Consider the following 22,525-nt stretch of genomic DNA (forward strand, 5'->3'; position numbering starts at 1 on the left):
TCATAAGGGTTAATACGTCATGCGAAGTCCGCAGAGCAAGTTAAAGTTAGTCGGCCGCTTCGTGCGTACCGTAGCCAGTTTCGAATCGGTACTGAAATGATGCGAAACACCGGGCTCGGCAAAAACCGCAAGCCGGTCATTAATCTTATAATTGATTCCAATACCGGCAGTTACCGCCAATTGGACAGGTTCTTCCTTAAAACTGTTATCCGACGCACCGGCTATACATTTATCCGCCACTCCGCCTACGGTAGCATAAAGGTCTACTTTCTTCGTATCTACCAGTGTCACGTTTACCCGCACGGGTATACCCAGATAATGTAAATGCTGTCCGGCCGAACGAAGATTTGAATAAAGCAGTCCGGTTTCTATCCCCAGATAGTCGTTCAACTTTCGTTCTACTGTTACTCCTGCGGAAACAGGTATCTTGTAAGTACCGTCCTCTGCCGGAAGCGCCATGCCTACTTGAGCTTTCACAGCCCAGCAACGTTTCTTCATTATTTTCTCCGAAGTCACAGGTAAATCCGCCCGTTCTTCCTCCCGGCCGACAGAAGTTTCCGTATTTCCATTCGCTGCCTGCCAATAACCACTATGGCGTTCGTTACCGTAAGGGCGCTCATGCCCTGTAGCCGTGGACGAGAAAGAGAACGACATCGAGAAAGTAAAGGCAAGCGAGTCCTCATCTTCCGTATATTGCGACAACATTCCGAATGACTGAGGAGCCGGTTTCTGCAATACCGGTTCTACCGGCAGCGGCAGTTGATTGACACGTATCCCGTCTCCATCCATCTGCCCTCCATTCGTCGCGGCTATCTTGGTAAACGCTTCCTCCATCTCTTCTTTAGGTGAGAAATACAGGAAAGTGGCCGACGAAGCTGCCAGAACAAGCAGTACGGACGCCGCAGCCGCCACACGGAAGAGCAGGAGCCGACGACGATGTTGACAAGCCACAGGAATATCCTGCGAAAGCTCTTCCCAAAAACCATCCCGTACATTCATCCCGGTATCGGCGAGACGTGCGCGAAACAGATCGGTTATTTCATCATTTTCTTTCTTCATGGTTCCTATACTCTTTAATTCTTTTTGCTAACAAATATTTGGCCCGGTGTAACTGCGAAGTAGACGAATGCTCTTTAATATGAAGCAGCTTGGCTATCTCCTTGTGTGACTTCTCTTCAAACACATAAAGGTTGAAAACGGTTCGACAACCATCCGGCAATTCGGCAACAAATGTCATCAATTGCTCTTCGGAGATGCCTGCCCCTCCTCCCGAATCTGATATATCGGGGATATCGGGAAGTTGCTCTTCATGCACCACCAACTGATTTACCCGTTTCTCCCGCCGCAGGTAATCAAGTGCTTGAGTCACCATCACTCGGCTTATCCATGTACAGAGCGAAGACTCGCCCCGAAAGGAGAAATTGGTAAAAATCTTGATGAAACCGTCATGCAGTACATCGTGCGCCACATCCATATCACCCGTATAGCGGAAACATACTGCCAGCATTTGTTTGGAATAGAGGGTGTAAAGTTCCTTTCGGGCTGAATCCTTTCCTGCCCGACAGCCCTTTATCAGTTCTATCTCGTTTTCCAAAGTCAATTACCTTTTTAAAATCGGACGTATGTCTGCGTCGTTTTACTCATTAGACGCAAGAATTTGAGGAATGCTGCAATGGATATTGCTAAAAGAAGTTAAACAGATTCACCACAGAGGACACAGAGTACACAGAGGAATAATGATAGGAAATTCTTCCTATAAAGTAAGTTTAAATCCTCTGTGTACTCTGTGTCCTCTGTGGTGAAAAAAATCAGCACGCTTTGAAGCTCATGTCCAGTCCTTTCACGGAATGCGTCAAAGCCCCGACGGAGATAAAGTCAACGCCACATTCGGCATAATCACGAAGAGTATCAAAGGTGATACCGCCGGAAGATTCGGTTTCATACTTGCCAGCCACCATTTCTACTGCCTTTTTAGTCATTTCGGGAGTGAAGTTGTCGAACATGATACGGTCTACACCACCTAAATCAAGCACTTGTTGCAGTTCGTCGAAGTTGCGGACTTCTATTTCTATCTTCAGTTCTTTACCTTTTTCCTTGCAGTATTCTTTGGCACGGGTGATGGCCTTGTCGATACCTCCGGCAAAATCCACATGATTGTCTTTCAACAGAATCATGTCGAACAACCCGATACGATGATTTACGCCACCGCCAATCTTTACTGCCATCTTTTCAAGGATACGCATACCGGGAGTTGTCTTACGGGTATCCAATACGCGGGTATGAGTGCCTTCAAGTTTCTTCGCATATTTGCGTGTCATGGTCGCGATACCGCTCATGCGCTGCATCACGTTCAACATCAGGCGTTCGGTTTGAAGCAAGGACTGCACCTTACCTTCCACCACCATTGCCACATCACCCGGCTTCACCTCCGCACCGTCATTGATAAACACTTCGACTTTCATCGTCGGGTCGAAACGATTGAAGATTTCTTTAGCCACTTCGATACCGGCCAGCACACCGACTTCCTTGATAAGCAATTTTGATTTTCCCATTGCCGTAGCGGGAATACATGACAGGGTGGTATGGTCACCATCACCTATATCTTCTGCAAAAGCAAGATCGATCAGTTTGTCGATCAGTTCTTTTTCCTTATTCATTGATTTTGTCAATTCTTATTTGGTGTATTAAACATTTATCCTGTACTTTTTTCAGAAAGCAGTTCACACGAAAGTTTCCGTTCGTTGTGGCCAACGTACCGATAACGAAACTTGACTCGTCCCGCTTTCCCTGATGGTTCACTGTAAACCCATTGACTTTATTCTTCGTGAAGAAGTCTTGCATCACAGCGGTCGCTTTCTGTTTGTCAACGTTTGTCGAGCTACCTTGGAGCACCAGGTTTACCTTGTCCCCCATATACTTACTCAGCTCTTGTGAGCTTCCTCTTTTAAATGCCGTAATCACTCCTGCCGGTATCTCCTGCGCCATTAGCAACGAGAAGGAAAGAAGCAAAGCGGCCATTCCTACGAGCACTCGTTTTTTCATAAATACAAGCTTTTAAGTTGTAGTTTAAAGACTTAAACTTTCAACTAATGATAGGCAAAGGTAAGCATTAATTGCAGAATAACATAAAAAATGCCTATTTTTGTGCAATTAAATACAATTGCAAAGATATGAAAACAACCTTGCTCGTCGTAGGACGAACCGTAGAGCAGCATTATATTACAGCTATCAACGACTATATACAGCGTACGAAACGTTATATCACTTTTGATATGGAAGTGATCCCCGAACTGAAAAATACAAAAAGTCTTTCGATGGAGGTGCAGAAAGAAAAGGAAGGGGAGCTGATTCTGAAAGCCCTTCAACCGGGTGATGTGGTGGTGTTATTGGATGAGCACGGGAAAGAGATGCGTTCCCTTGAATTTGCCGATTATATGAAACGGAAAATGAATACGGTGAATAAACGACTGGTTTTCATTATCGGAGGACCGTATGGCTTTTCGGAAAAAGTATATCAAGCGGCACACGAAAAGATTTCAATGTCAAAGATGACTTTCTCGCATCAGATGATCCGGCTGATATTCGTGGAGCAGATTTATCGAGCTATGACTATATTGAATGGAGGGCCGTATCATCACGAATAAAAACATAGCCTGTCATATTAAAAGAGTCAATCTGTTTGGCTGATTTCAAATAAAACAGTTTCTTTGTAAAGAATATAATGGATAATATGCAAGAAAGCAAGGATTACATATCAAAACTATCCCACCACTTGTTTTGGGATATAGACATATCCAATGCAGACATGGACAAGACTATCGAACCCAGCACTTTGGAATTACTAAAAAAGCTTCCCCAATAAGTTGTAATAAAGGGAAATATCATTTATCTCCCTTTTTCTTCCAAATACAATTTATCAGTTACTCCCGATTCATCAAACGATGTTCCGCCATCTGTTCGAACTTTGTTCCCGGACGACCGTAATTAGCATACGGATAAATGGAAATACCACCACGTGGAGTAAAGATTCCGGTTACTTCAATGTATTTGGGATTCATCAACTTTATCAAATCTTTCATTATAATATTCACACAATCTTCATGAAAGGCTCCATGATTACGGAAACTGAAAAGATAGAGTTTCAAGCTCTTGCTTTCTACCATTTTTATATCGGGAATGTAGCTGATACGTATTTCCGCAAAGTCCGGCTGTCCGGTAATAGGACACAGACTTGTGAACTCCGGGCAGTTGAAACGTACCCAATAATCATTTTCAGGATGCTTATTATCAAAGGCTTCCAATACTTCCGGAGCATAATCTTGCTTATACTCGGTTTTTCTTCCCAATAAGGAAAGCTGGTCTTTTAATTCAGTCATTGCACTTACTAGTTACGAGCTCTACACTAAACAAAAAACGTATTTTCTCTATCACCTATCACCATCAAGCCTCAAATGCCTTATTCATCGATATTTCAGTGGTGAATGATTCATTTTACAACCTATCACCACATCTATCACCTATCACCATCAACTCCCAGCCCACGTTTGCTTTATCATCATCTTACTTGTTACGGTGTGTTTCACGGCATGAAACAGAATGTTTCACACTGGAGAACAGATAGTTTCTTACGGCAGAACCAATAGTTTCAAGCGCCGGAAACTTTAGTTTCATGCCACTGAAACTTTAGTTTCTCACCGATGAAACAACAGTTTCAAGCTGTTGAAACTAATTTAAACCACCGCTTATCGGACAAAACTACCGTAGATACAAAGCTTACTATCATTTGCTAGCCGGAGCTTACCGGTGACAACAGATGTGACAACAAAACTTCAAATTTAGCTGCTGTCACTGCTTGCTGTCACAAGATATACAATTTATAATCAATTGTTTATCTATAAGAATGTGACAGATGACAGCAAAAAATACATTTTAATCTCTGTGTAGAGATATTATTGATTCTTACTTTTTAAATACTTCTCCAATCCTTCCCGACGCAACTTACAAGCCGGACAATGTCCGCAGCCATCCCCTTGAACGCCATTATAGCACGTCAAAGTCTCGTTACGAATCAACTCCAACACACCCAGTTCGTCGGCCAAAGCCCATGTTTCCGCTTTATCAATCCACATCAAAGGAGTATGGATCACAAATTGTTCATCCATAGCCAAGTTCAACGTTACATTGAGAGACTTGATAAAGGAATCACGGCAATCGGGATAACCGCTGAAATCGGTTTGGGAAACCCCTGTTACCAAGTGGTTTATACCGCGTTCACGGGCATATACCGCTGCAATGCTCAGAAAAAACAGATTACGCCCCGGCACAAAAGTATTGGGAACAGTATCTGCGGGCTTTTCCTGATCCATCACCATTGTAGTGTCAGTCAAAGAGTTATGTCCAAGTTGCCCGACAAAAGACACGTCCATCACATCAAATTCCACTTCCGCTTTCCGGGCTATCTCCCGTGCAAACTCCACTTCTTTCTGATGTTTCTGACCATACAGGAAACTCAGAGCATACACTTTCTTAAAGTTGCGTTTTGCCCAAAACAGACACGTAGTAGAGTCTTGCCCTCCACTGAACACAACCAATGCTGCTTCTCTATTCATAAATCTATCTTAAATATCTTTGATTTTCAGTACATTGTAGGATATATCGGTATCGTAAACATCGCTACCATCTATTTGCTTAATAGCTTTCACCACACGGATAGTTACCGGGAGGATAATCACTTCGTACATGGACTTCAGCACAATCTGAATACCCATCATAATAAGCAACTCTTTCCAAGCGATGATTCCTCCGAAAGCCACCGGGAAGAATATCAACGAATCCGCCGTTTCACCTACAACGGTTGACAAAATGGCACGAGCGGAAAAGTTACGCCCTTGACTGGCAATTTTCATTTTGCTCATCACATACGCATTGAGGAACGAGCCAACCAAGAAAGCCATCAGACTGGCAGCTACGATACGGGGAGCCATACCGAATACAAAATCGAAATGTTCTTCTCCTTCCCAAAAAGGGGCAGCTGGAATGGCTACGGCTATCAGCCCGAGAGTGACAACAAAGAAATTCATGGCAAAACCGCTCCAAATTATCAAGCGGGCTTTCTTGAATCCCCATACTTCGGCGATACAATCATTAATAATATAAGAAATTGGGAAAACCAACAATCCTGCAGTCACGGTCAGACTACCAATCTGGATTACTTTTGTCTCAAGAAGATTCGCCGCAATAAGGCATACATTAAATAAAATGCCCAGCAGCATAAAAGGTACGGATACTTTTTCTTTCATAATTCCTGTTTTTTACGTGGTGTTCTAGAATACACGACCGCTATTCACGGCATCATACTTTATTTTATCTTTCGGGGTGCAAAGATAGAAAATAAAACTGAAACAAGCGCATCAAGACTGCCGAATTCTATTATCCATATATAGAAAAACAGGCACACCACTCAAAATCAAGAACTTTGCTTTAAGCAGAGAAGTCTTTAAGTTCCTCCTTCAGCCGTTTGCGGATAAAGAATAAACGGCTCTTTACCGTTCCCATCGGCAACCCTAACTTGTCGGCAATCTCCCGATACTTAAATCCTGCCACAAACATCTGGAAAGGAACTTTCATTTCTTCCGGTATCGAATGTATCACACGATACAGATGTTTCATGTCATATGTAAATTCAAATCTATCCGCATCTTCATCTTCAATCTGATATTGTTGATTGATAGAATAATTATCATCCATGATATTCATTTCGCGAACAGTACGGCGATAGTTATTGACAAAAATGTTACGCATCAGTGTATACATCCACCCCTTCAGGTTCTTACTATACGTAAACTTCTCCTGATTATCTAATGCCTGCAACACACAATCCTGCACCAAATCATTGGCAGAATCACGGTCTGCCGTCAACTTATATGCAAAGCGATGTAAATCCGGCTGTATCGCTAATATTCCTTGAGTAAATTCTACTTTTTCCATCGTCGTATTTTCTTTATCTGATTACTACGGTACAAAGATCCGTCTTTTTAGAATGATTATAAATAGCAATTCTTCCGATTAGTTTGGCAATTTTTCCTTTGCCTCTCTCAACCATTTCTTTTTTTAGTTGTTCTTTGGGCATTCACCTAAAACTTAACTGATAATGAAAACTAGTTTCAAAATGGTAGCAATGCTACTGGGGATGGGAATTTTCCCCCTCTGTGCCAATGCGCAGAAAAAGGTAATCATCGAAGACGAGGAACCTAATTCCATCATGTTTATCTCCCGTGACAAAGCAGGAGACGAGATCATCCGGATTATAAACGACCGTTCGCAACTGCGTTTCCATGATCCGAATGCTCCCCGCTTCCTGCTGACTGACCAGAAAGGAAAATTCGCTTTAGGTATCGGAGGCTACGTTCGTGCGACAGCAGAATATGACTTTGGCGGTATCGTAGATGATGTGGATTTCTACCCGGCGTTGATCCCGCAACGTGGAAGCGGAAATTTCGCTAAAAATCAGTTTCAGATGGACATCACCACTTCTACCCTCTTCCTTAAATTGGTAGGACGTACGAAGCATCTCGGAGACTTTGTTGTCTATACTGCCGGAAACTTTCGTGGAGACGGGAAAACATTTGAATTACAAAATGCTTATGCACAATTTCTCGGTTTCACCATCGGTTACAGTTACGGTTCGTTCATGGACCTCGCCGCTCTCCCTCCCACTATCGACTTTGCGGGTCCTAACGGTTCAGCATTCTACCGTACTACACAATTAAGCTATATGTGCGATAAGTTGAAAAACTGGAAGTTCGGTGTCGCTATGGAAATGCCTTCGGTAGACGGTACAACCAACAGTGATGTTTCCATCAACACGCAACGTATGCCGGACTTTGCCACTTCCGCACAATATAACTGGAACAGCAGCAGCCATATCAAACTAAGCGCTATAATACGTAGCATGACTTATTCAAGTAATGTGTACGACAAAGCTTATTCCAAAACCGGATTCGGTTTGCAAGCGTCTACAACATTCAATGTCACAAAAAAATTACAAGCTTACGGACAGTTAAACTATGGCAAGGGAATCGGCTCTTATCTTAACGACTTGAGTAATCTGAATGTAGATATCGTCCCCGACCCGGACAATGAAGGTAAAATGCAGGTTCTTCCTATGTTAGGATGGTATGCAGGATTACAGTACAACTTCTGCCCAAGTTTCTTTGTCTCCGGAACGTACAGCCTGTCCAGACTGTATTCCGAAAACGGATACCCAAGCGGAAATCCGGAATCATACCGCAAAGGCCAGTATCTTGTAGCCAATGCCTTCTGGAATGTCAGCAACAATATGCAGGTCGGAGTTGAATATCTGAGAGGGTGGCGTACAGATTTCAGCTCTTCAACCCGTCACGCGAACCGGTTAAATTTGCTGATGCAGTATTCTTTCTAATTTATAGATATAGGAAAGGAGAGGCATAATGAATAATAAAACGCAAGATTAACGCGAATTATCGCAGATTATTTCATATATATAGATATAATAATCAACAACCTATAAATTCGTTTCTGTGATAATCCGCATTAATCCTGTGTTTTAATTATTCATTATAAACCCATACACATTACCGGCAAAATCTGTCACATACAAAACGTTTTCCGCAACAGATACTGTAGAAAATATAGGTACACCAATTTGGTATTTCCACAGCAATTTACCACTTATACGGTTCAATGCATACAGTATTCCGTCAGAAGCCCCAAAGAAAACAGTATCTCCAACCAACACTGGACTAGTCTCTACAGTTGAAGATGATGGTTTAGAATAAGGAGATGTATAAATCAAAGCGGGGTTTGTTTTAAAATTCCATTTCTCTTCTAAGGTCTGCTTGTCTAAAGCTATGACTCCATTAGCAGCTGTTCCAAATATTATCTCGGATTCAGTAATTAAAGGAGTTGAATTCACATCGACCGAACAATTCATTTTTTTACGTACTATAACCTCACCGTTCTTTGAATTCAATATAAAAAAGGAACGGGAAGAAAGAAGATAGAGATTCTCTCCTTCCCAAGCAACAGAGGCCGAACGATATTTTAATTCCGCATCTTTATTCTCCCACAACAACTCACCATTAACTGCATTATTAGCATACAACCCCTTCCAGTTTGCATGCCCAATCAGAATATTACGTCCAAGAGAAAGTGTTGCCACGCATCCTTCCCCCCTGCTCCAAGCTTCATTCTTCCAGATAAGTCCCCCCGTAGCTGCTTTCAAGGCACATAAGGATTTTCCTGTACCGGCATATACTACATCCGAAGCAGCAACCAGCCCGTCATTCAAAGGAGGAAGTACACCGATATTTAATTTTTTTTCCCAAACCAATGTCCCGGTTTCTGCTTGAATCGCATATATGTAGCCATGTACATCTTGGGCAAAGACCAGTCCATCAGCAATCGCAATACTACTGCGTACAGAGCCACGGAGTGAATACCGCCAACAGACTGTTCCATTTTGCGCATCCATACACACTACAGCCGCTTTCCCCGATTCATTATCATCGACCGATGCCGTAAAGAGACGTTTCCGATATACCAAAGGAGCAGACATGAAAATAGAAGCACCTACATTTTTAATCCATGACAACCGCAAAGGCAATTGTTTCCTTTCAGGCTTTTCATAAAAAAACGAACGCCTGCATCGCCTTACCTCTCCATTATTGAAAAATGCCTCCACTATTACAGTAAGCTGCCGATGTTCCCATTGAGAAAGCAAAGGAATTTCCGCATACCAATTGAAATCACTCTGACGTTTCAAAAGATTGGAGGAAAGAACTTTTTTACCTTCCGATTCACACCAATAACGCATGGATCGTATTGGGGAAACCGTAGAGTAGGCATTGACGGACAAAGGAATCTTTCCGGAAGGAAGTGTTGGCAGCTGTCCATTCTCCAACGAAACAATATGTAATGAAGGAGACAGATAACTGTATCGGAACTCGGACGCCACGTTTCCCTCTGTATCAACAGTCAGTACACGAAAAGCAGAAGGTGCATGGTCAATACCACCACAAGCAGGCGTAGAGGTACAGATAGTATACACCCCTGTCACTTTATGCTTATGCACATGATTTACGTGCCAGTGACCGTACAACCAAGCTTTCAATCCCATAGCCGGCAAGTCTATATACTCCGTATCACTAATACCATATTTAAAAGCTACCGTATCTTCCGGCAGGCTATGATTGAAAACAATGATCGACTTCTCCTTGCCTACATAAGCAAGATCATTTTTCATCCAGCGATATACATCTTCCTTAGTATACTCCGGTAAATAATCTCCATGAAGCATAGGTGTCATTATGTAATGTGTATTCCCCACATCAAATGAATAGAATACCGGTCCGTAGAGTTTCTCGAAAAGTTCTTCCCCATAAGCACCTTTCACCAAGTCATGATTGCCTATTCCATAAAAGATTTGCGTGTCTTCCATCAAAGCGGTATTCAGCAAGCCTATATGACTGTTCAGTCCCGATTCATAACAAATATCCCCTGTATGCACGATAAAAGCTATTTTCTCATTGGCCGAATAGTCACGGAGATTATCCACCCACGCTTGATTCCCTTCTTTTCCACGTATTTCTGTATCAGAGATATGTATAAACCGGTGACTACCGTCAGCTTGAATTCCTCCATAACAAGGATATACCGGAAAATCGTATTCCGTACGACCGTTCTCTATCCGGTAATAGTAGGCATTATCAGTCTTATATCCGGAAGGAGTAGTAATAAACAGAAAATGCATACGGGAATGTCCGGGCAATTGATATGCGCCATTTGAATCTGTCTGTACCACATTTAACCCATCGGAAACAGAGACCCGATGCAATCGTTTTTCACCTTCATCGAGGAGACCATTTCTGTTCTCATCAACGAAAACCTTTCCTGTATATTGAGCCATAGCTTGTAAAGTCATACTACCCAGCAAACCAATAGCCATACAGTATTTCATGTATCTACTCACCTTTAGCCATTTGAATACTGACATCAGTCTGCCCCTCTACTTCTATTGTTTTATCGGCAAATCCTTTTTTCGAGAAAATAAGTCTGCCATTATCTTTCACCTTGATAGTATATGTGCCCCGATAGTCAGTCAATGCACTTTCACCGGATTCTTCAGACTGTACTTTCACTCCGGCAAGCGGAGTTGCCTGTATATCACGGACAGTTCCTTTTACTTGAATCACTTTTCCATCTGTCCGTGATTTGAAAGAAGTACCGGACACCGTCTGTCCTCCCTTTCCGGAAGAACCGATATACACCGGAAGGTTGAAATAAATCCGGTCGGAAGAAGTACCTACCTGTAATTCAAATTTGCCCGATTCGAGATAACGATTGCCCAAATCATCTGTCAGATAAAATTCATGAACAGGAATCATTATAGTCGTTTCCCGTGTCTGTCCGGGAAGTAAATCTACTTTTCTGAAACCTTTCAACTGCTTCACCGGTGTCATCACCGAGCTGACCACATCTCGCATATATACCTGTATCACCTCTTTCCCGGTTCTTTTCCCCGTATTTTTCAATTGAACAGTCACACAAACGGTATCATTAGCCTGATAGAGTTCCTTATCTGTAACAGCTTTCAGATATTCAAATTGAGTATAGCTCAATCCATATCCAAATGCCCATAGCGGGGAACTATTTGAGAAAACATAATCTCTTCCCGGCTTTTCATAAGTTCCCGGCTCTTTATAATATCCTTTATCCGTAGGCAAATAGTTATAATAGACAGGGAGATGCCCCGTACTTTGCGGAAATGAAAAAGTCAGTTTTCCGGAAGGGTTCACATTGCCAAACAAAATATCCGCAATAGAGTTTCCTTCCTGTTCGCCAGCATACCATTGCGCCAATATCGCCGGAATATTCTCTTTCACCCACGGTATGGCAAAAGGCTTTCCAGCCACCAATACAACAACCACCGGCTTTCCCACAGCAAAGACCTCACGTATTAATTGTTCTTGTGCACCGGTCAAAGAAATATCACTTAAATCGATTCCTTCTCCACTGGTAGACGGCTCTTGAGTATGACGTACGAACGCTGTACTCGAACTTCCCACAAATATCAAAGCAACATCACTATGACGGGCAGCATCCACAGCCTCCGCTATCCCCGAAGTATCCAAAGAAGCCAAAGAACATCCTTTAGCGTAGTTGATTTTCACCCTATCACCCAACAAGTTTTTAATTCCTTGAAGCGGTGTCACTCCATCTTCTTTCTTTTTACTCCAGGTATAATCTCCAAATTGTACATTATCCGCATTAGGACCAATCACCGCTACTGACTTCAGATTCCGGGCATTCAACGGCAACAACTGTCCATCGTTCTTCAGCAATACAGTCGATTCGTCTGCAATCCTGCGTGAAAGCTTCACACTTTCTTCCGAACGGAGAGGAAGCCGATAGACTGCTTGTTCCTGATAGGGATCTTCAAATAATCCCAACTCAAATTTAGCACGAAGCACTCGTCTCACAGCCTGATCGATATACCTGATATCAAACTCTCCATTCCGTATTTTATCAGCCAGCACTGCATAACAAGAGCTGGAAGCCTCCACGTCCATTCCGGCAGTCAATACCTGCTGGGCCGCTTCGAAATCATCCGCCGCCGTCTTATGGAAAGTCTTCAGCATACTGACAACTCCCCAATCCGAATAAACATATCCCCGAAAACCAAATTTATTGCGCAAAATATCCGTCAGCATAAAACGGGAAGCAGAATTAGGAATTCTATTCCAAGAATTATAACTGGACATGACAGCCATAATTTCCGTTTCAGCAAGCACAGCCTCAAATGGTTTCAAATAAATATCAAATAAATCACGTACACCACACTCCACCGAAGCCAGATTCAATCCGCCCAAAGGATTGCCATGTGGTCCGTAATGCTTCAACATCGGAGAAATTCCATGTTCCATATATCCTTTTACCTCAGCAACCGCCATCTTTGAACAAAGGAAAGGATCTTCACCAAAAGACTCTTCTACACGTCCCCAACGTAAATCACGTACAACATCAATACAAGGTGCCAGCACTTGCTTCACTCCCATCGTATTCAGTTCGCCAGCAATATGTTTAGTCTTTTCATAAGCCAGTTCCGGATTGAAAGTACTCCCCATCGCTATATTCTGAGGGTAGATAGTTGTTCCTTCATGCACCACTCCATGCAAAGATTCGGCAACCGGGAATCCAGGAATACCCAGCCGTGTTTTTTCTACCATATAGGTTTGTATCTCACGGAAAGTCTTACGACAACTTGCAGCCGTCAAAGGAAAACCTTCAAAGAACCCATATCCTATTCCACCACACATCTTATCCAACTTCTCTTGATTCAAGACCTGTCCATCGAACACATCCCACGAATGCAAATGACGAATCTGAGCGATCTTTTCTTCCAGTGTCATCCGGTCCAGCAAGTCATTCACTCTTAATTCTGTAGGAAGAAGCGGGTTCTTATAAGAAAATGATTGCTGTGCGTTAACTGTAAGTATACAGCCCGATAACGCCACTAGTACGAGGCTTATATATTTCTTCATATTCTCTTATTTGGATTAATCTATTTATCTAAGTTCAAACTTTACACTACTACGAATATCGGCTGAGGAGGCTCCTATCAAAGCTCGAAATTCTCCCGGTTCCGCCACCCATTCGTGTTTCTCATCGTCATAATAGGATAATTCCTCTTTTCCTATAGTGAAAGAAACAACCTGCTCTTCCTCCGGCTGCAAATAGACTTTCTTAAACCCTTTGAGTTCTTTTACCGGACGAGGTAGCCTGGAGTTTATGTCATTGATATACAATTGTACAATCTCAGCTCCTGCCTTACCACCAGTATTTTTTACAGAAACAGTAAAGGTAATACGATCGGTCTCAGTCACCTCTTTCTTATCCGCCATTATTTTACCATATTGAAAAGTAGTATAACTAAGTCCATGTCCAAATGCAAATAGCGGTTTGATCTTCTCTTTATCCGCCCAACGATACCCAACAAAAATTCCTTCTTTATACGCCACTTTCTTTCCATCACCCGGAAACTCTCCGATAGAGTGAGCACTATTATCTTCCAATTTAACAGGAAAAGTAAAAGGTAACTTACCCGACGGATTTACTTCACCAAACAATACTGAAGCCAATGCGTTGCCTGCTTCAGTACCATTGTACCAGCTCATCACAATAGCATTCACCTGCTTTACCCACGGCATTGCAACGGCATTTCCGGCAATAAGGACAACCACCACATTTGAGTTTACTTTTGCTAATTCATCAATCAACTCATTTTGCTGATATGGCAAATCAAACGTTTGCCTGTCTGCACCTTCCGCATCTTGATTCCAATTCTTATTGAGCCCTCCCACGAAGAGCACGATATCAGCCTGTTCAGCCGCTTGTGCTGCTTCCATTCTCAATTGTAAAGCATTTGCCCCCTTAGATGACGCATAACCGGCAACATAATTCACCTCTACCTGCCGCCCTGCCCATGTACGAATCCCTTGAAGCGGACTTACTTCATACTTCACTTTCAACGTGGATGAGCCTCCCCCGTCGCACAAAGTCTTTACAGCGTTCTCACCCACTACCAAAATTTTTTTTGTACGGTCTTTGTCAATAGGTAACAAATCTTCTTTGTTCTGCAAAAGCACAATTCCTTCTTGAGCAACTTTCCGTCCTGTCATAGCATGTTCCTTTGTTCCAAAAGACCCATAAGGACGATTAGGATTCATCGTAGTACGGAATATCAAACGAAGAATACGCCGGACTTTATCATTCAATTCTTTATCTGAGACCTCTCCGCTTTTGAGTTTCTTCAGATACGGAGTAGACAAATAGTAATTTTTATAATCATTATCTATATCTTTGGCGGATTCATTTGACCAAGTACCGAATTCTATGTCCAATCCATTATGAATAGCTTGATCCGTATCACGGGTCGCCCCCCAATCGGAAACTACAACTCCATCAAATTGCCAATCCCTTTTCAGAATATCATTAATCAGATATTGATTATGACTACAAAATTGCCCCTTATAACTATTGTACGCACCCATGATAGTCCAAGCCTTTCCTTCTTGGACAGCCGCTTTGAAAGCAGGCAGATAGATTTCGTATAATGCACGGTCACCCACTTCTACATCAACATAATGCCTGTCCGTTTCTTGATTATTCAGTGCATAATGTTTCACACATGCAGCTACTCCGTTTTTTTGTACACCTTTTATGTATGGTACTACCATACGGGATGCCAAAAACGGGTCTTCTCCCATATATTCGAAATTCCGGCCGTTCAGCGGGCTACGATAGATATTAACTCCCGGTCCCAATAGGACATTCTTATTGCGGTAGCGTGTTTCTTCTCCAATATTGCTTCCGTATATATAAGATAATTCGGGATTCCACGTAGCCGCCAAACAGGTTAATGCCGGAAAGGCAATACAAGAATCATTTGTCCACTTAGCTATATTCCATTGATCCCAAAGCAGTTCTTCACGTACACCGTGTGGACCGTCAGACATCCAGTTTTCAGGAATTCCTAAACGAGGAACACCGGGAGAACTGAACTTAGATTGGGCATGGGTCATTGCCGCTTTTTCTTCCAAAGTCATACGTGCCAAAGCATCCTCCACACGTTTTTCTATAGGTTGATTATTATCCAAATATATAGGAACCTCTCGCTGCTGCGCAAAACTACATATCGTCCAAAGGCTCACCGCTCCTAATATCCATACTTTCATCATAATATCTTTTTATTCATTACTCAAACTTGGGTTTATGCTCTTTAGGGTAGCTGAAGGTATTATTCATTACCCAACGCCCCTTATAAATTTTAGCACCGTAGATGCTAAATAGTTTCTTACCTTTCTCGTTTATCAGCCCATCAGACCACCACTCAGTAGTAGGATACAACATCAGTACCCCGTCGGCACTATTACACACACTCTTCACAGCGTAAAGCGGATAAATCAATTCAGCTTTGTTGTTCTTTATATCATATTGCCACACATTCTCATTAGTAGTAATCCATAACACATCGGTCTTGTCATACACGGGAAAGAGATCATGCCCGCACGATTCGGTGCTGGGTAATTCGAAGATTACGCTTCGATCTTGTAATCTAGGCTCCTTGCGGTTGAAATTGTACTTATAAGTACACAATTTAATCCCTTCGGTGGTGTAAAGCAACTCTCTTTGGAGATCCCATACCACGTTGTGAGCACTAGGAAGCTCGTAGGAGGCAAACCACTTGCCGGTTCCTTTGATGGTATCAGTCATAAATGTACGTAACTTACCATCGGTAGACGATACAGCCACGAGATTTCCATCGGGTAAAATCTCTGCAGAGTGTGGGTTTTCACCCACATACGCATAATACATCAATTTACTGTCGGCAATACGTATAAGAGCTACAGCCCCACCTGATGCAGTCATCAAGATATACTGGTTGTTGAACACTGACTTAACCTCACTAGGATTGTGAAACCACGTTTGACAATTGGAGGGTACACCGGCTTTTCCCGGATTCCAACTCCATACAGTACGATAAGTGGAAGCATCGAGTATCACAACAGACTTAGAGGCTTGCTCAGCCAATACAATTGCTTTGTCGGGCAGCGTAAAAGGAGATTGGCAATCTGCTTCGGGTTCATCGCTGGAACTACAACAAAAGAACAATACCGCACACATAGCAGCATATAAAATCTTTTCCATTATTCTATTTTCTTTTAAAATCTACTTAAGTCGGCTTTATACAGTTACTTCTTTTCTATAATCAACATACTGTTGGTTACCTTACGGGGTACCCGATCATCGGCGGGTGTATTCAAAATAGGGAAAGTCGGCTTCCCAACATCATTCACTTTTCGGATTATAAGCGTAGTCGACCCTCCTCCGTCAAGGTTGATAGCGTTATAACATCCCACAGCCTTCATCATGGTAGCCAGATGGGGCAAAGTAAGTCCCAACGCAAAGAAAGAGTCTTTTCTACGACCGTCCACCACAAATACATACATAGTCTTTCTATCTTGAGAAAGCCCCACACTAGTACGCGGATGGGTATTCTGCAAATCACCCATCTCTTCGTAAAAATTTTGAACTACCCCATCCTTAACTAATAGCCCATATCCTCCCAACGCATGCAACAGATTGGCTTCGTGGGTCAATGCCTCATCAGCTTGTCCCACGTAGGTCTCACCATTTTTCAGTTGATACAACACCTCATCGTGCCCTTCAAAATATTGCGAATTGATGCACACTCCGTCCTTATAGAAAAGACCCATGACACGACGTGGATTGTCAGCATAATAATCACCATTTACACCAAGCCAAACAGTTTTTCCGTTTGCTTCGGCCGCAAAAGCATGAATCGGGAGAGGCGCACTAGATTCAGGTCCTGTTGCCGGCACATTCTTATCGTCTTTTGTAGCCGGAGTAAAAGTTAGTTTGTTTAAGTCGATTGTAGCCACAAAAATATGCTGAGACTCTCCAAATGTTTTAAAAGCCAATTCATTCAATTTTATTCCATCACGCAGTACACTCTCGTTATCTAAAGTCACGTCATTGGCCATACCTGATTCTACCAATTGCCGTCCTATGGCGGTTTGTGGCATAGCCTCTTCAGAATTACTACTAGAACAAGCACAACTAAAAGATAATACCAGTGCTCCCAATATAAGCTTCATTGTTAAGAATTTACTTTTCATAATATTTTTAATTAGGTAAACAAATAAAGAAAGCAATTCTTTATTATGAACTATAGAGAATTGCTTTCTATATTACACTATATTCTATTTATTGGCTTGCCACTCAAATGCACCGATATCAATTCCAACGTTCGATATACGAGCATCTCCTTGAATATCAAGTAGCAAATTCCAATCTTTTACCACAGAGTTCAAACCGGCATCAACCAACGGAGAGTTCTCTGTGGGCTGATAGTTCTTACCTGCCGCATCAGCAAATTGAGGACCATCGGTAGCGGCATTATCCGTATTCAGATTAATACAGTTAGATACTTGAGGAGTATTTCCATCATTATAAATCCATCCGCCTTGAATAGCACAATTCTTAAAGATAGCAGCCTTGTTCTGATCCAAATAGCCACTGTGTAAATCACCTTTAGTATGAACATTACCCCATACCACGCAATTCACCATCTGGCAGGTACCACTACCTAAACGAACACCGGCACTACTACCAGCACTTCTATTGTTTACCACAGTCACATTGTATAGACAAGTGCTTTGTTGAACATTCATTGTAGAAGATGTACTTAATGTTTCGTTATCACGTATCACACAGTTAATCAATGTACACAAGAAATATGCGCCACCAGCATCACGGGCACAAGTATTATTTCTCACCACACAGTTTCTAATCATCCAATATTCATAAGCTATCAAAGCGCCTTCACCTTGTTTTCCCTTAGAGTCTACAAATTCAAAACCATCAACAACACGTGTTGTACCTTCTGTCAATTTATACATGTAAACAGAAGGCCAGACATTAGATGGTGCAGCATGAAGAATAGATTTACGCTTCATGGTACGTTCAGCCACTGTAGTCTCTTTTCCTTCAAAACCGCCGTAGAAATTCACCTTCTTAAACTCGGTCCAATCTTTCAAATAATAATCACCTGCAGCTACCCACATTTGCATATCACCATAGTGAGCACAGGCTGACAGACCTTCTTCGATAGTGCCAAACGCTCTCTCCCAGCTAGATCCATCACCATTGGCTCCGGCCTTCACATAAACAATCTGACTGTAGAGACGCTGAGTAACATAGAGAGTATCCGATACTTCTACCACATCGCCCTGATTCTTGATAACTACATATCCTGTTCTGTCTTCAAATCCGTCGTTAGGATCCAGTTCGACAGGAATGTTTACATCCTGCACAATATCACCGCTAAACTCAGGAAGTTCACCCACATGAATCCAAGAATGAGAAACCTTACAATCAAATTGTAAATTCAAAGAGACTGGAATGTTTAATTGTGTTCCTTTTTTGCCAGTAATCATATTTTTCTCTGTTTCGGATAAAGAAATAGACAACATCTTTTCCACATTGGTCTGGACAATTGTCAATTTGGTTTCTGTAGTCTTACCCGTGTCGGATAAAATAACACTCTTTCTTATTTCGGCCCCAGTGGTGTTCTTAGCAACTTTAACTTTCAAATGAGTATCGTCTACTTTCTTAAAGGTAAATCCACCAATCTGTTCCTCTTCTACATCCCATTCAAGATCGGTTACTACATCCAAGACAGCTTCACCGCCATTAATATTAAAGTAAAGTACCTCCTTAGATAACGTAATCAATGAACCACGACCGTTTTGTTTCACAACAATGCGTTTCGACATTTGATCCATCAAACGAATCTCAATCCAGCCTTCGCGCAATGCCATCTCTGGGTTTTCTTCGATTTCAGCCACTATAGAGTCGGGCAACAAAGCCTGCCCACGATAGCGTTTCAGTTTAATCCATGAAGCGGAAGCTTCGGCAAACCATGGATACGAAGAGTGTAAATCAATTACTTGGCGAGAAGCGACAGGCCCCATCGACAATTCATCTTGAATTTCAAGAGTTGGTTCAACGCGACGTATCAAATCGGAGTCATCACACGAAGCTATGAAAGCTACCAAGAGCCCCCCCAACACTCCCCTAAACCAAGCATGGAATTTCATATTATATGTATTCATACTATTCCGTTTTTTAATTAGTTTTTTCAATAACTTGTAAGCCGTTTATCACCGATCTGGCAGGATTGTCTGAAGGTTGATTCATTACCTCAAATGACACTGAACTGCCCTTTTCTACCCGACGTACCATAGTGGTAGAACCACCGCCATCCATATTGAACGCTTGGTAACAACCAGCACCTTGACAGAGTAACATCATGTCCTCAAGACGCATACCGTTAGAGTATTCGGGCTGACGACCATCAACAACAAATAAATAAACCTTGCGATTGTCAGCAGACACACCTACAAAGGTACGTGGATGGAATTGCATGGCGTTGTCATTTACGGTAAAGTTCTTCACTACCTCACCGTCTTGCACCATTCTTTGCCAACCACCAATAGCATGCACCACCTCTCGCTCTACTAATTTAAACTCTGGAACAGAAGTAATATGTGCCGTACCGTCTTTGAGCATATAGAATACATGATCAGCCTCCCAACCTATTTCAGTCTTGATAGCTACACCGTCTTTGTAGAATAGCCCACCAGGAATCCAAAGATCATTTTTCTTAGAATAGAAGTCGCCATTAGTTCCCAAAATCACTTTGCGTCCGGCTGCTTCAGCTTTCTCGGCCTGCACAGTTACCTGTTGCAGAATTTTACCTACCTCCGGCTTATTATCAGGCGTAGAGGTAACTATGGTCACGTTCTTGTTCAAATCTACTTCAGCAATAATCATACGGGTAGGTTTAGCGCAATAGGTAAAGACAACATCGGTAATGCGTACCCCATCATACAAGTCGTAAGTTAATTCTTTTTCTACCGACTGAATGTAAGGCACATTATCGGCTATTCCTTGCATAATGGGAAGTGTGGCTCCTTTGTGAAGCTCCAATTTATCTTCACTAGAACAGCTGCACAATAACATCATGAGTGACAGCATCAATGCTACTCGAAAATTCTTCGCAATGTATGACATAGTGTATTTCATATTTTCCATTTTTCTTTTCATTTACAGTAATTAACTACTTATTCCCAACCCGGATTCTGAGGAAGCAGATTCGGGTTTAATGATATTTCGTCCAACGGAATGTTGTACAGGTAATTTTTAGCCGTAAAATTCATACTATAAGTAACTCGCTTAGCGTAGGGAGTAATAAAGCCATCGGCATCGAATCCTACTTGATCTTTAATAGTCTTTATCTCATCGGCAGAGTACAAGTTGGGGTCCATCTTAGCACCACGACGCACACGGTTAAATACGACCTCGCCTACATTCCAACGACAAACGTCATCCCAACGATAACCTTCGGCAAACAACTCAATGCGACGTTCGCGACGGATTTCACGAATCAAGTTAGCGTTATCACCTTTCACATTAGGATATTTAGCAATCAAATCCGGATCAGCTATCGGATCAGCTTCCAACTTAAAAGTAAATCCTACACGGGCACGAAGCTGATTGATGGTTTTATCCAATTCGGGATCTTTTCCCAACTCAGCACCAGCCTCAGCACGAATCAACAAGACCTCAGCATAACGCATCACAGGAGCATCAATGCCACCTTTGTGATTACCCACATAGTGCTCAGACGCCTTATAAAACTTACATACCGAATATCCGGTACAAGATGCAGCGTAGAAGGTTCGAGTGTCCGAGTTGGGAAGAATAGAAAAGATATTAGGAGCCCCACCTTTCAACAGACCGCCAGTAGTACGATATAAAAAACGAGCATATTTACTACCAGATTCGGGCAAACATACTGTTTGCAACAGACGTCCGTCGCGATTCTTCATCTCTGCATTATATCCCATGTTAGGATTGTGGCAACCACAAAGAGAAATGGGCTTTCCTGTGTTAGCACACAAGTATTCCTCAAAACAATCACGGCTCATACCCTGTTCGCTATTAGGAATACTATTAGGCACGTTGTGCCCCATATTGAGTGCGGGGTCATACTCACGCGAGAGAATTACTTCCGAATTATCATTGTAATTATCTTGTATGAAAAGATCGAAATAGCTATCGTCTGTACCCGATGCCTTATACAATTCATAACCATACCCCATCAACTCTCCAGAAGCTTTGTAAGCCTCTTCGAGGAATTTTACATCGCCCTCTACATTACGATAACGACGCCAAGTACCTTCATAAAGACAGATACGGGCTTTGAGTAATAGAGCGGCATCGCGGCTCACACGATAAACTTTAGTCTTGCGAGGTAAAAACTCAATAGCCTTATTAATGGTAGCCAAAATATTGGTCATCACTAAATCACGAGAATCACGTCCTTTATATAATTCGGGGTTATCTTTATTCAACGTAGAGTCATACCAAGGCACCTCACCAAAAAGGCACACCTTATTAAAATAATCAAAAGCTTTGAAAAATAAGATTTCTCCGGCAAATTTCTTTTTATCAATATCCGAAGCGGGAGACTTTTCATAATTCTCTAGAAAAGCATTACAACCTCTCACCGTAGACCAATCCCAGTCAGTACTACTAGTCATTACAGTGTTTTGACCAAATGTAATACTACTAGCACCAGCTGCTAAAAGGTTATCAGACTGATACTCTTGCATAATCATATTTCCAATATTCCAAGACAAAGGATCACCATGTCCCTTGATGAGTTTAGGATAATAAAGATTGCAATATTGCTCTAATGCGGCAGCATTAGAAGTCTCCCAGAAACGATCACTAGAAATTGCGTCACCCGGTTCAGTATCCAAGTAATCACATCCAGACAGTGACAAGCACAAAATGCAAATACATGAAAATATATATTTTTTCATAATACCTATCT

The 22,525-nt window shown here is 42.2% G+C and carries 19 protein-coding genes; 2 read left to right on the forward strand and 17 right to left on the reverse strand.

The features are described from left to right. Window positions 1–9 precede the first annotated feature (9 nt). From H8S63_RS10710 to H8S63_RS10725, 4 genes are all read right to left on the reverse strand, one after another. The gene (locus H8S63_RS10710; RefSeq protein WP_022275310.1) at window positions 10–1,059 is read right to left on the reverse strand and encodes an outer membrane beta-barrel protein; all 1,050 of its coding nucleotides are present in this window, start codon (window positions 1,057–1,059) and stop codon (window positions 10–12) included. Next, window positions 1,043–1,594, reverse strand: coding sequence for an RNA polymerase sigma factor (locus H8S63_RS10715; protein WP_186926757.1), 552 nt, complete (start codon window positions 1,592–1,594; stop codon window positions 1,043–1,045). The genes H8S63_RS10710 and H8S63_RS10715 overlap by 17 nt, the downstream gene beginning before the upstream one ends. Before the next feature lie 214 nt (window positions 1,595–1,808). Then, window positions 1,809–2,657 (reverse strand): carboxylating nicotinate-nucleotide diphosphorylase, encoded by an 849-nt coding sequence (gene nadC / locus H8S63_RS10720; RefSeq protein ID WP_007758160.1) that lies wholly within the window; start codon window positions 2,655–2,657, stop codon window positions 1,809–1,811. After that, complete coding sequence (locus H8S63_RS10725) at window positions 2,650–3,042, reverse strand: DUF4783 domain-containing protein (protein ID WP_007765757.1); 393 nt, start codon at window positions 3,040–3,042, stop codon at window positions 2,650–2,652. The genes nadC and H8S63_RS10725 overlap by 8 nt, the downstream gene beginning before the upstream one ends. 128 nt (window positions 3,043–3,170) lie before the next feature. Between H8S63_RS10725 and rlmH the strand changes: the two genes are divergently transcribed. Beyond that, a complete protein-coding gene (rlmH, locus tag H8S63_RS10730; protein ID WP_007765755.1) occupies window positions 3,171–3,644 on the forward strand; it encodes a 23S rRNA (pseudouridine(1915)-N(3))-methyltransferase RlmH in 474 nt (157 codons plus the stop codon). 103 nt (window positions 3,645–3,747) lie between these two features. On the opposite strand, the gene H8S63_RS10735 is transcribed toward rlmH, so the two are convergent. The 5 genes from H8S63_RS10735 to H8S63_RS10755 all read right to left on the reverse strand — a co-directional run bounded on the left by H8S63_RS10735 (window position 3,748) and on the right by H8S63_RS10755 (window position 6,987). Continuing rightward, window positions 3,748–3,885 carry a hypothetical protein gene (locus tag H8S63_RS10735; protein ID WP_186926758.1) on the reverse strand — a complete coding sequence of 46 codons (138 nt, stop codon included), beginning with the start codon at window positions 3,883–3,885 and terminating at the stop codon, window positions 3,748–3,750. A gap of 35 nt (window positions 3,886–3,920) precedes the next feature. Further along, window positions 3,921–4,376 (reverse strand): preQ(1) synthase, encoded by a 456-nt coding sequence (queF, locus tag H8S63_RS10740; RefSeq protein ID WP_007758153.1) that lies wholly within the window; start codon window positions 4,374–4,376, stop codon window positions 3,921–3,923. 573 nt (window positions 4,377–4,949) lie between these two features. Beyond that, window positions 4,950–5,609 carry a 7-cyano-7-deazaguanine synthase QueC gene (gene queC / locus H8S63_RS10745; RefSeq protein WP_007758152.1) on the reverse strand — a complete coding sequence of 220 codons (660 nt, stop codon included), beginning with the start codon at window positions 5,607–5,609 and terminating at the stop codon, window positions 4,950–4,952. A gap of 9 nt (window positions 5,610–5,618) precedes the next feature. Beyond that, a complete protein-coding gene (locus tag H8S63_RS10750; protein WP_055278897.1) occupies window positions 5,619–6,299 on the reverse strand; it encodes a queuosine precursor transporter in 681 nt (226 codons plus the stop codon). Between the two features lie 181 nt (window positions 6,300–6,480). Further along, complete coding sequence (locus tag H8S63_RS10755) at window positions 6,481–6,987, reverse strand: RNA polymerase sigma factor (RefSeq protein WP_007758144.1); 507 nt, start codon at window positions 6,985–6,987, stop codon at window positions 6,481–6,483. A 163-nt stretch (window positions 6,988–7,150) separates the two neighbouring features. Here H8S63_RS10755 and H8S63_RS10760 point away from each other — a divergent pair, with 163 nt between their 5' ends. Further along, window positions 7,151–8,440 carry a DcaP family trimeric outer membrane transporter gene (locus H8S63_RS10760; RefSeq protein ID WP_186926759.1) on the forward strand — a complete coding sequence of 430 codons (1,290 nt, stop codon included), beginning with the start codon at window positions 7,151–7,153 and terminating at the stop codon, window positions 8,438–8,440. 144 nt (window positions 8,441–8,584) lie between these two features. Here H8S63_RS10760 and H8S63_RS10765 read toward each other — a convergent pair whose 3' ends face one another. From H8S63_RS10765 to H8S63_RS10800, 8 genes are all read right to left on the reverse strand, one after another. After that, window positions 8,585–10,996: a PQQ-binding-like beta-propeller repeat protein gene (locus H8S63_RS10765; RefSeq protein ID WP_186926760.1), complete on the reverse strand. Its 2,412-nt coding sequence runs from the start codon at window positions 10,994–10,996 to the stop codon at window positions 8,585–8,587. Between the two features lie 4 nt (window positions 10,997–11,000). Beyond that, window positions 11,001–13,580: a glycoside hydrolase family 3 C-terminal domain-containing protein gene (locus H8S63_RS10770; protein ID WP_186926761.1), complete on the reverse strand. Its 2,580-nt coding sequence runs from the start codon at window positions 13,578–13,580 to the stop codon at window positions 11,001–11,003. 24 nt (window positions 13,581–13,604) lie between these two features. Then, entirely contained in the window at window positions 13,605–15,773 is a 2,169-nt protein-coding gene (locus H8S63_RS10775; RefSeq protein WP_222619555.1) for a beta-glucosidase, read from the reverse strand. 19 nt (window positions 15,774–15,792) lie between these two features. Continuing rightward, entirely contained in the window at window positions 15,793–16,746 is a 954-nt protein-coding gene (locus H8S63_RS10780) for a DUF6528 family protein (protein WP_186926763.1), read from the reverse strand. Window positions 16,747–16,790: 44 nt separating this feature from the next. Beyond that, window positions 16,791–17,738, reverse strand: coding sequence for a phosphodiester glycosidase family protein (locus H8S63_RS10785; protein WP_186926764.1), 948 nt, complete (start codon window positions 17,736–17,738; stop codon window positions 16,791–16,793). An 84-nt stretch (window positions 17,739–17,822) separates the two neighbouring features. Further along, window positions 17,823–19,736, reverse strand: coding sequence for a BACON domain-containing protein (locus H8S63_RS10790; protein WP_186926765.1), 1,914 nt, complete (start codon window positions 19,734–19,736; stop codon window positions 17,823–17,825). A gap of 13 nt (window positions 19,737–19,749) precedes the next feature. Next, window positions 19,750–20,718 carry a phosphodiester glycosidase family protein gene (locus H8S63_RS10795; RefSeq protein ID WP_229102225.1) on the reverse strand — a complete coding sequence of 323 codons (969 nt, stop codon included), beginning with the start codon at window positions 20,716–20,718 and terminating at the stop codon, window positions 19,750–19,752. Between the two features lie 29 nt (window positions 20,719–20,747). Beyond that, complete coding sequence (locus tag H8S63_RS10800; protein ID WP_186926766.1) at window positions 20,748–22,514, reverse strand: RagB/SusD family nutrient uptake outer membrane protein; 1,767 nt, start codon at window positions 22,512–22,514, stop codon at window positions 20,748–20,750. Between the last annotated feature and the right edge of the window lie 11 nt (window positions 22,515–22,525).

The sequence above is a fragment of the Bacteroides sp. NSJ-39 genome (assembly GCF_014287315.1).
Taxonomy (GTDB): Bacteria; Bacteroidota; Bacteroidia; order Bacteroidales; family Bacteroidaceae; genus Bacteroides; species Bacteroides finegoldii.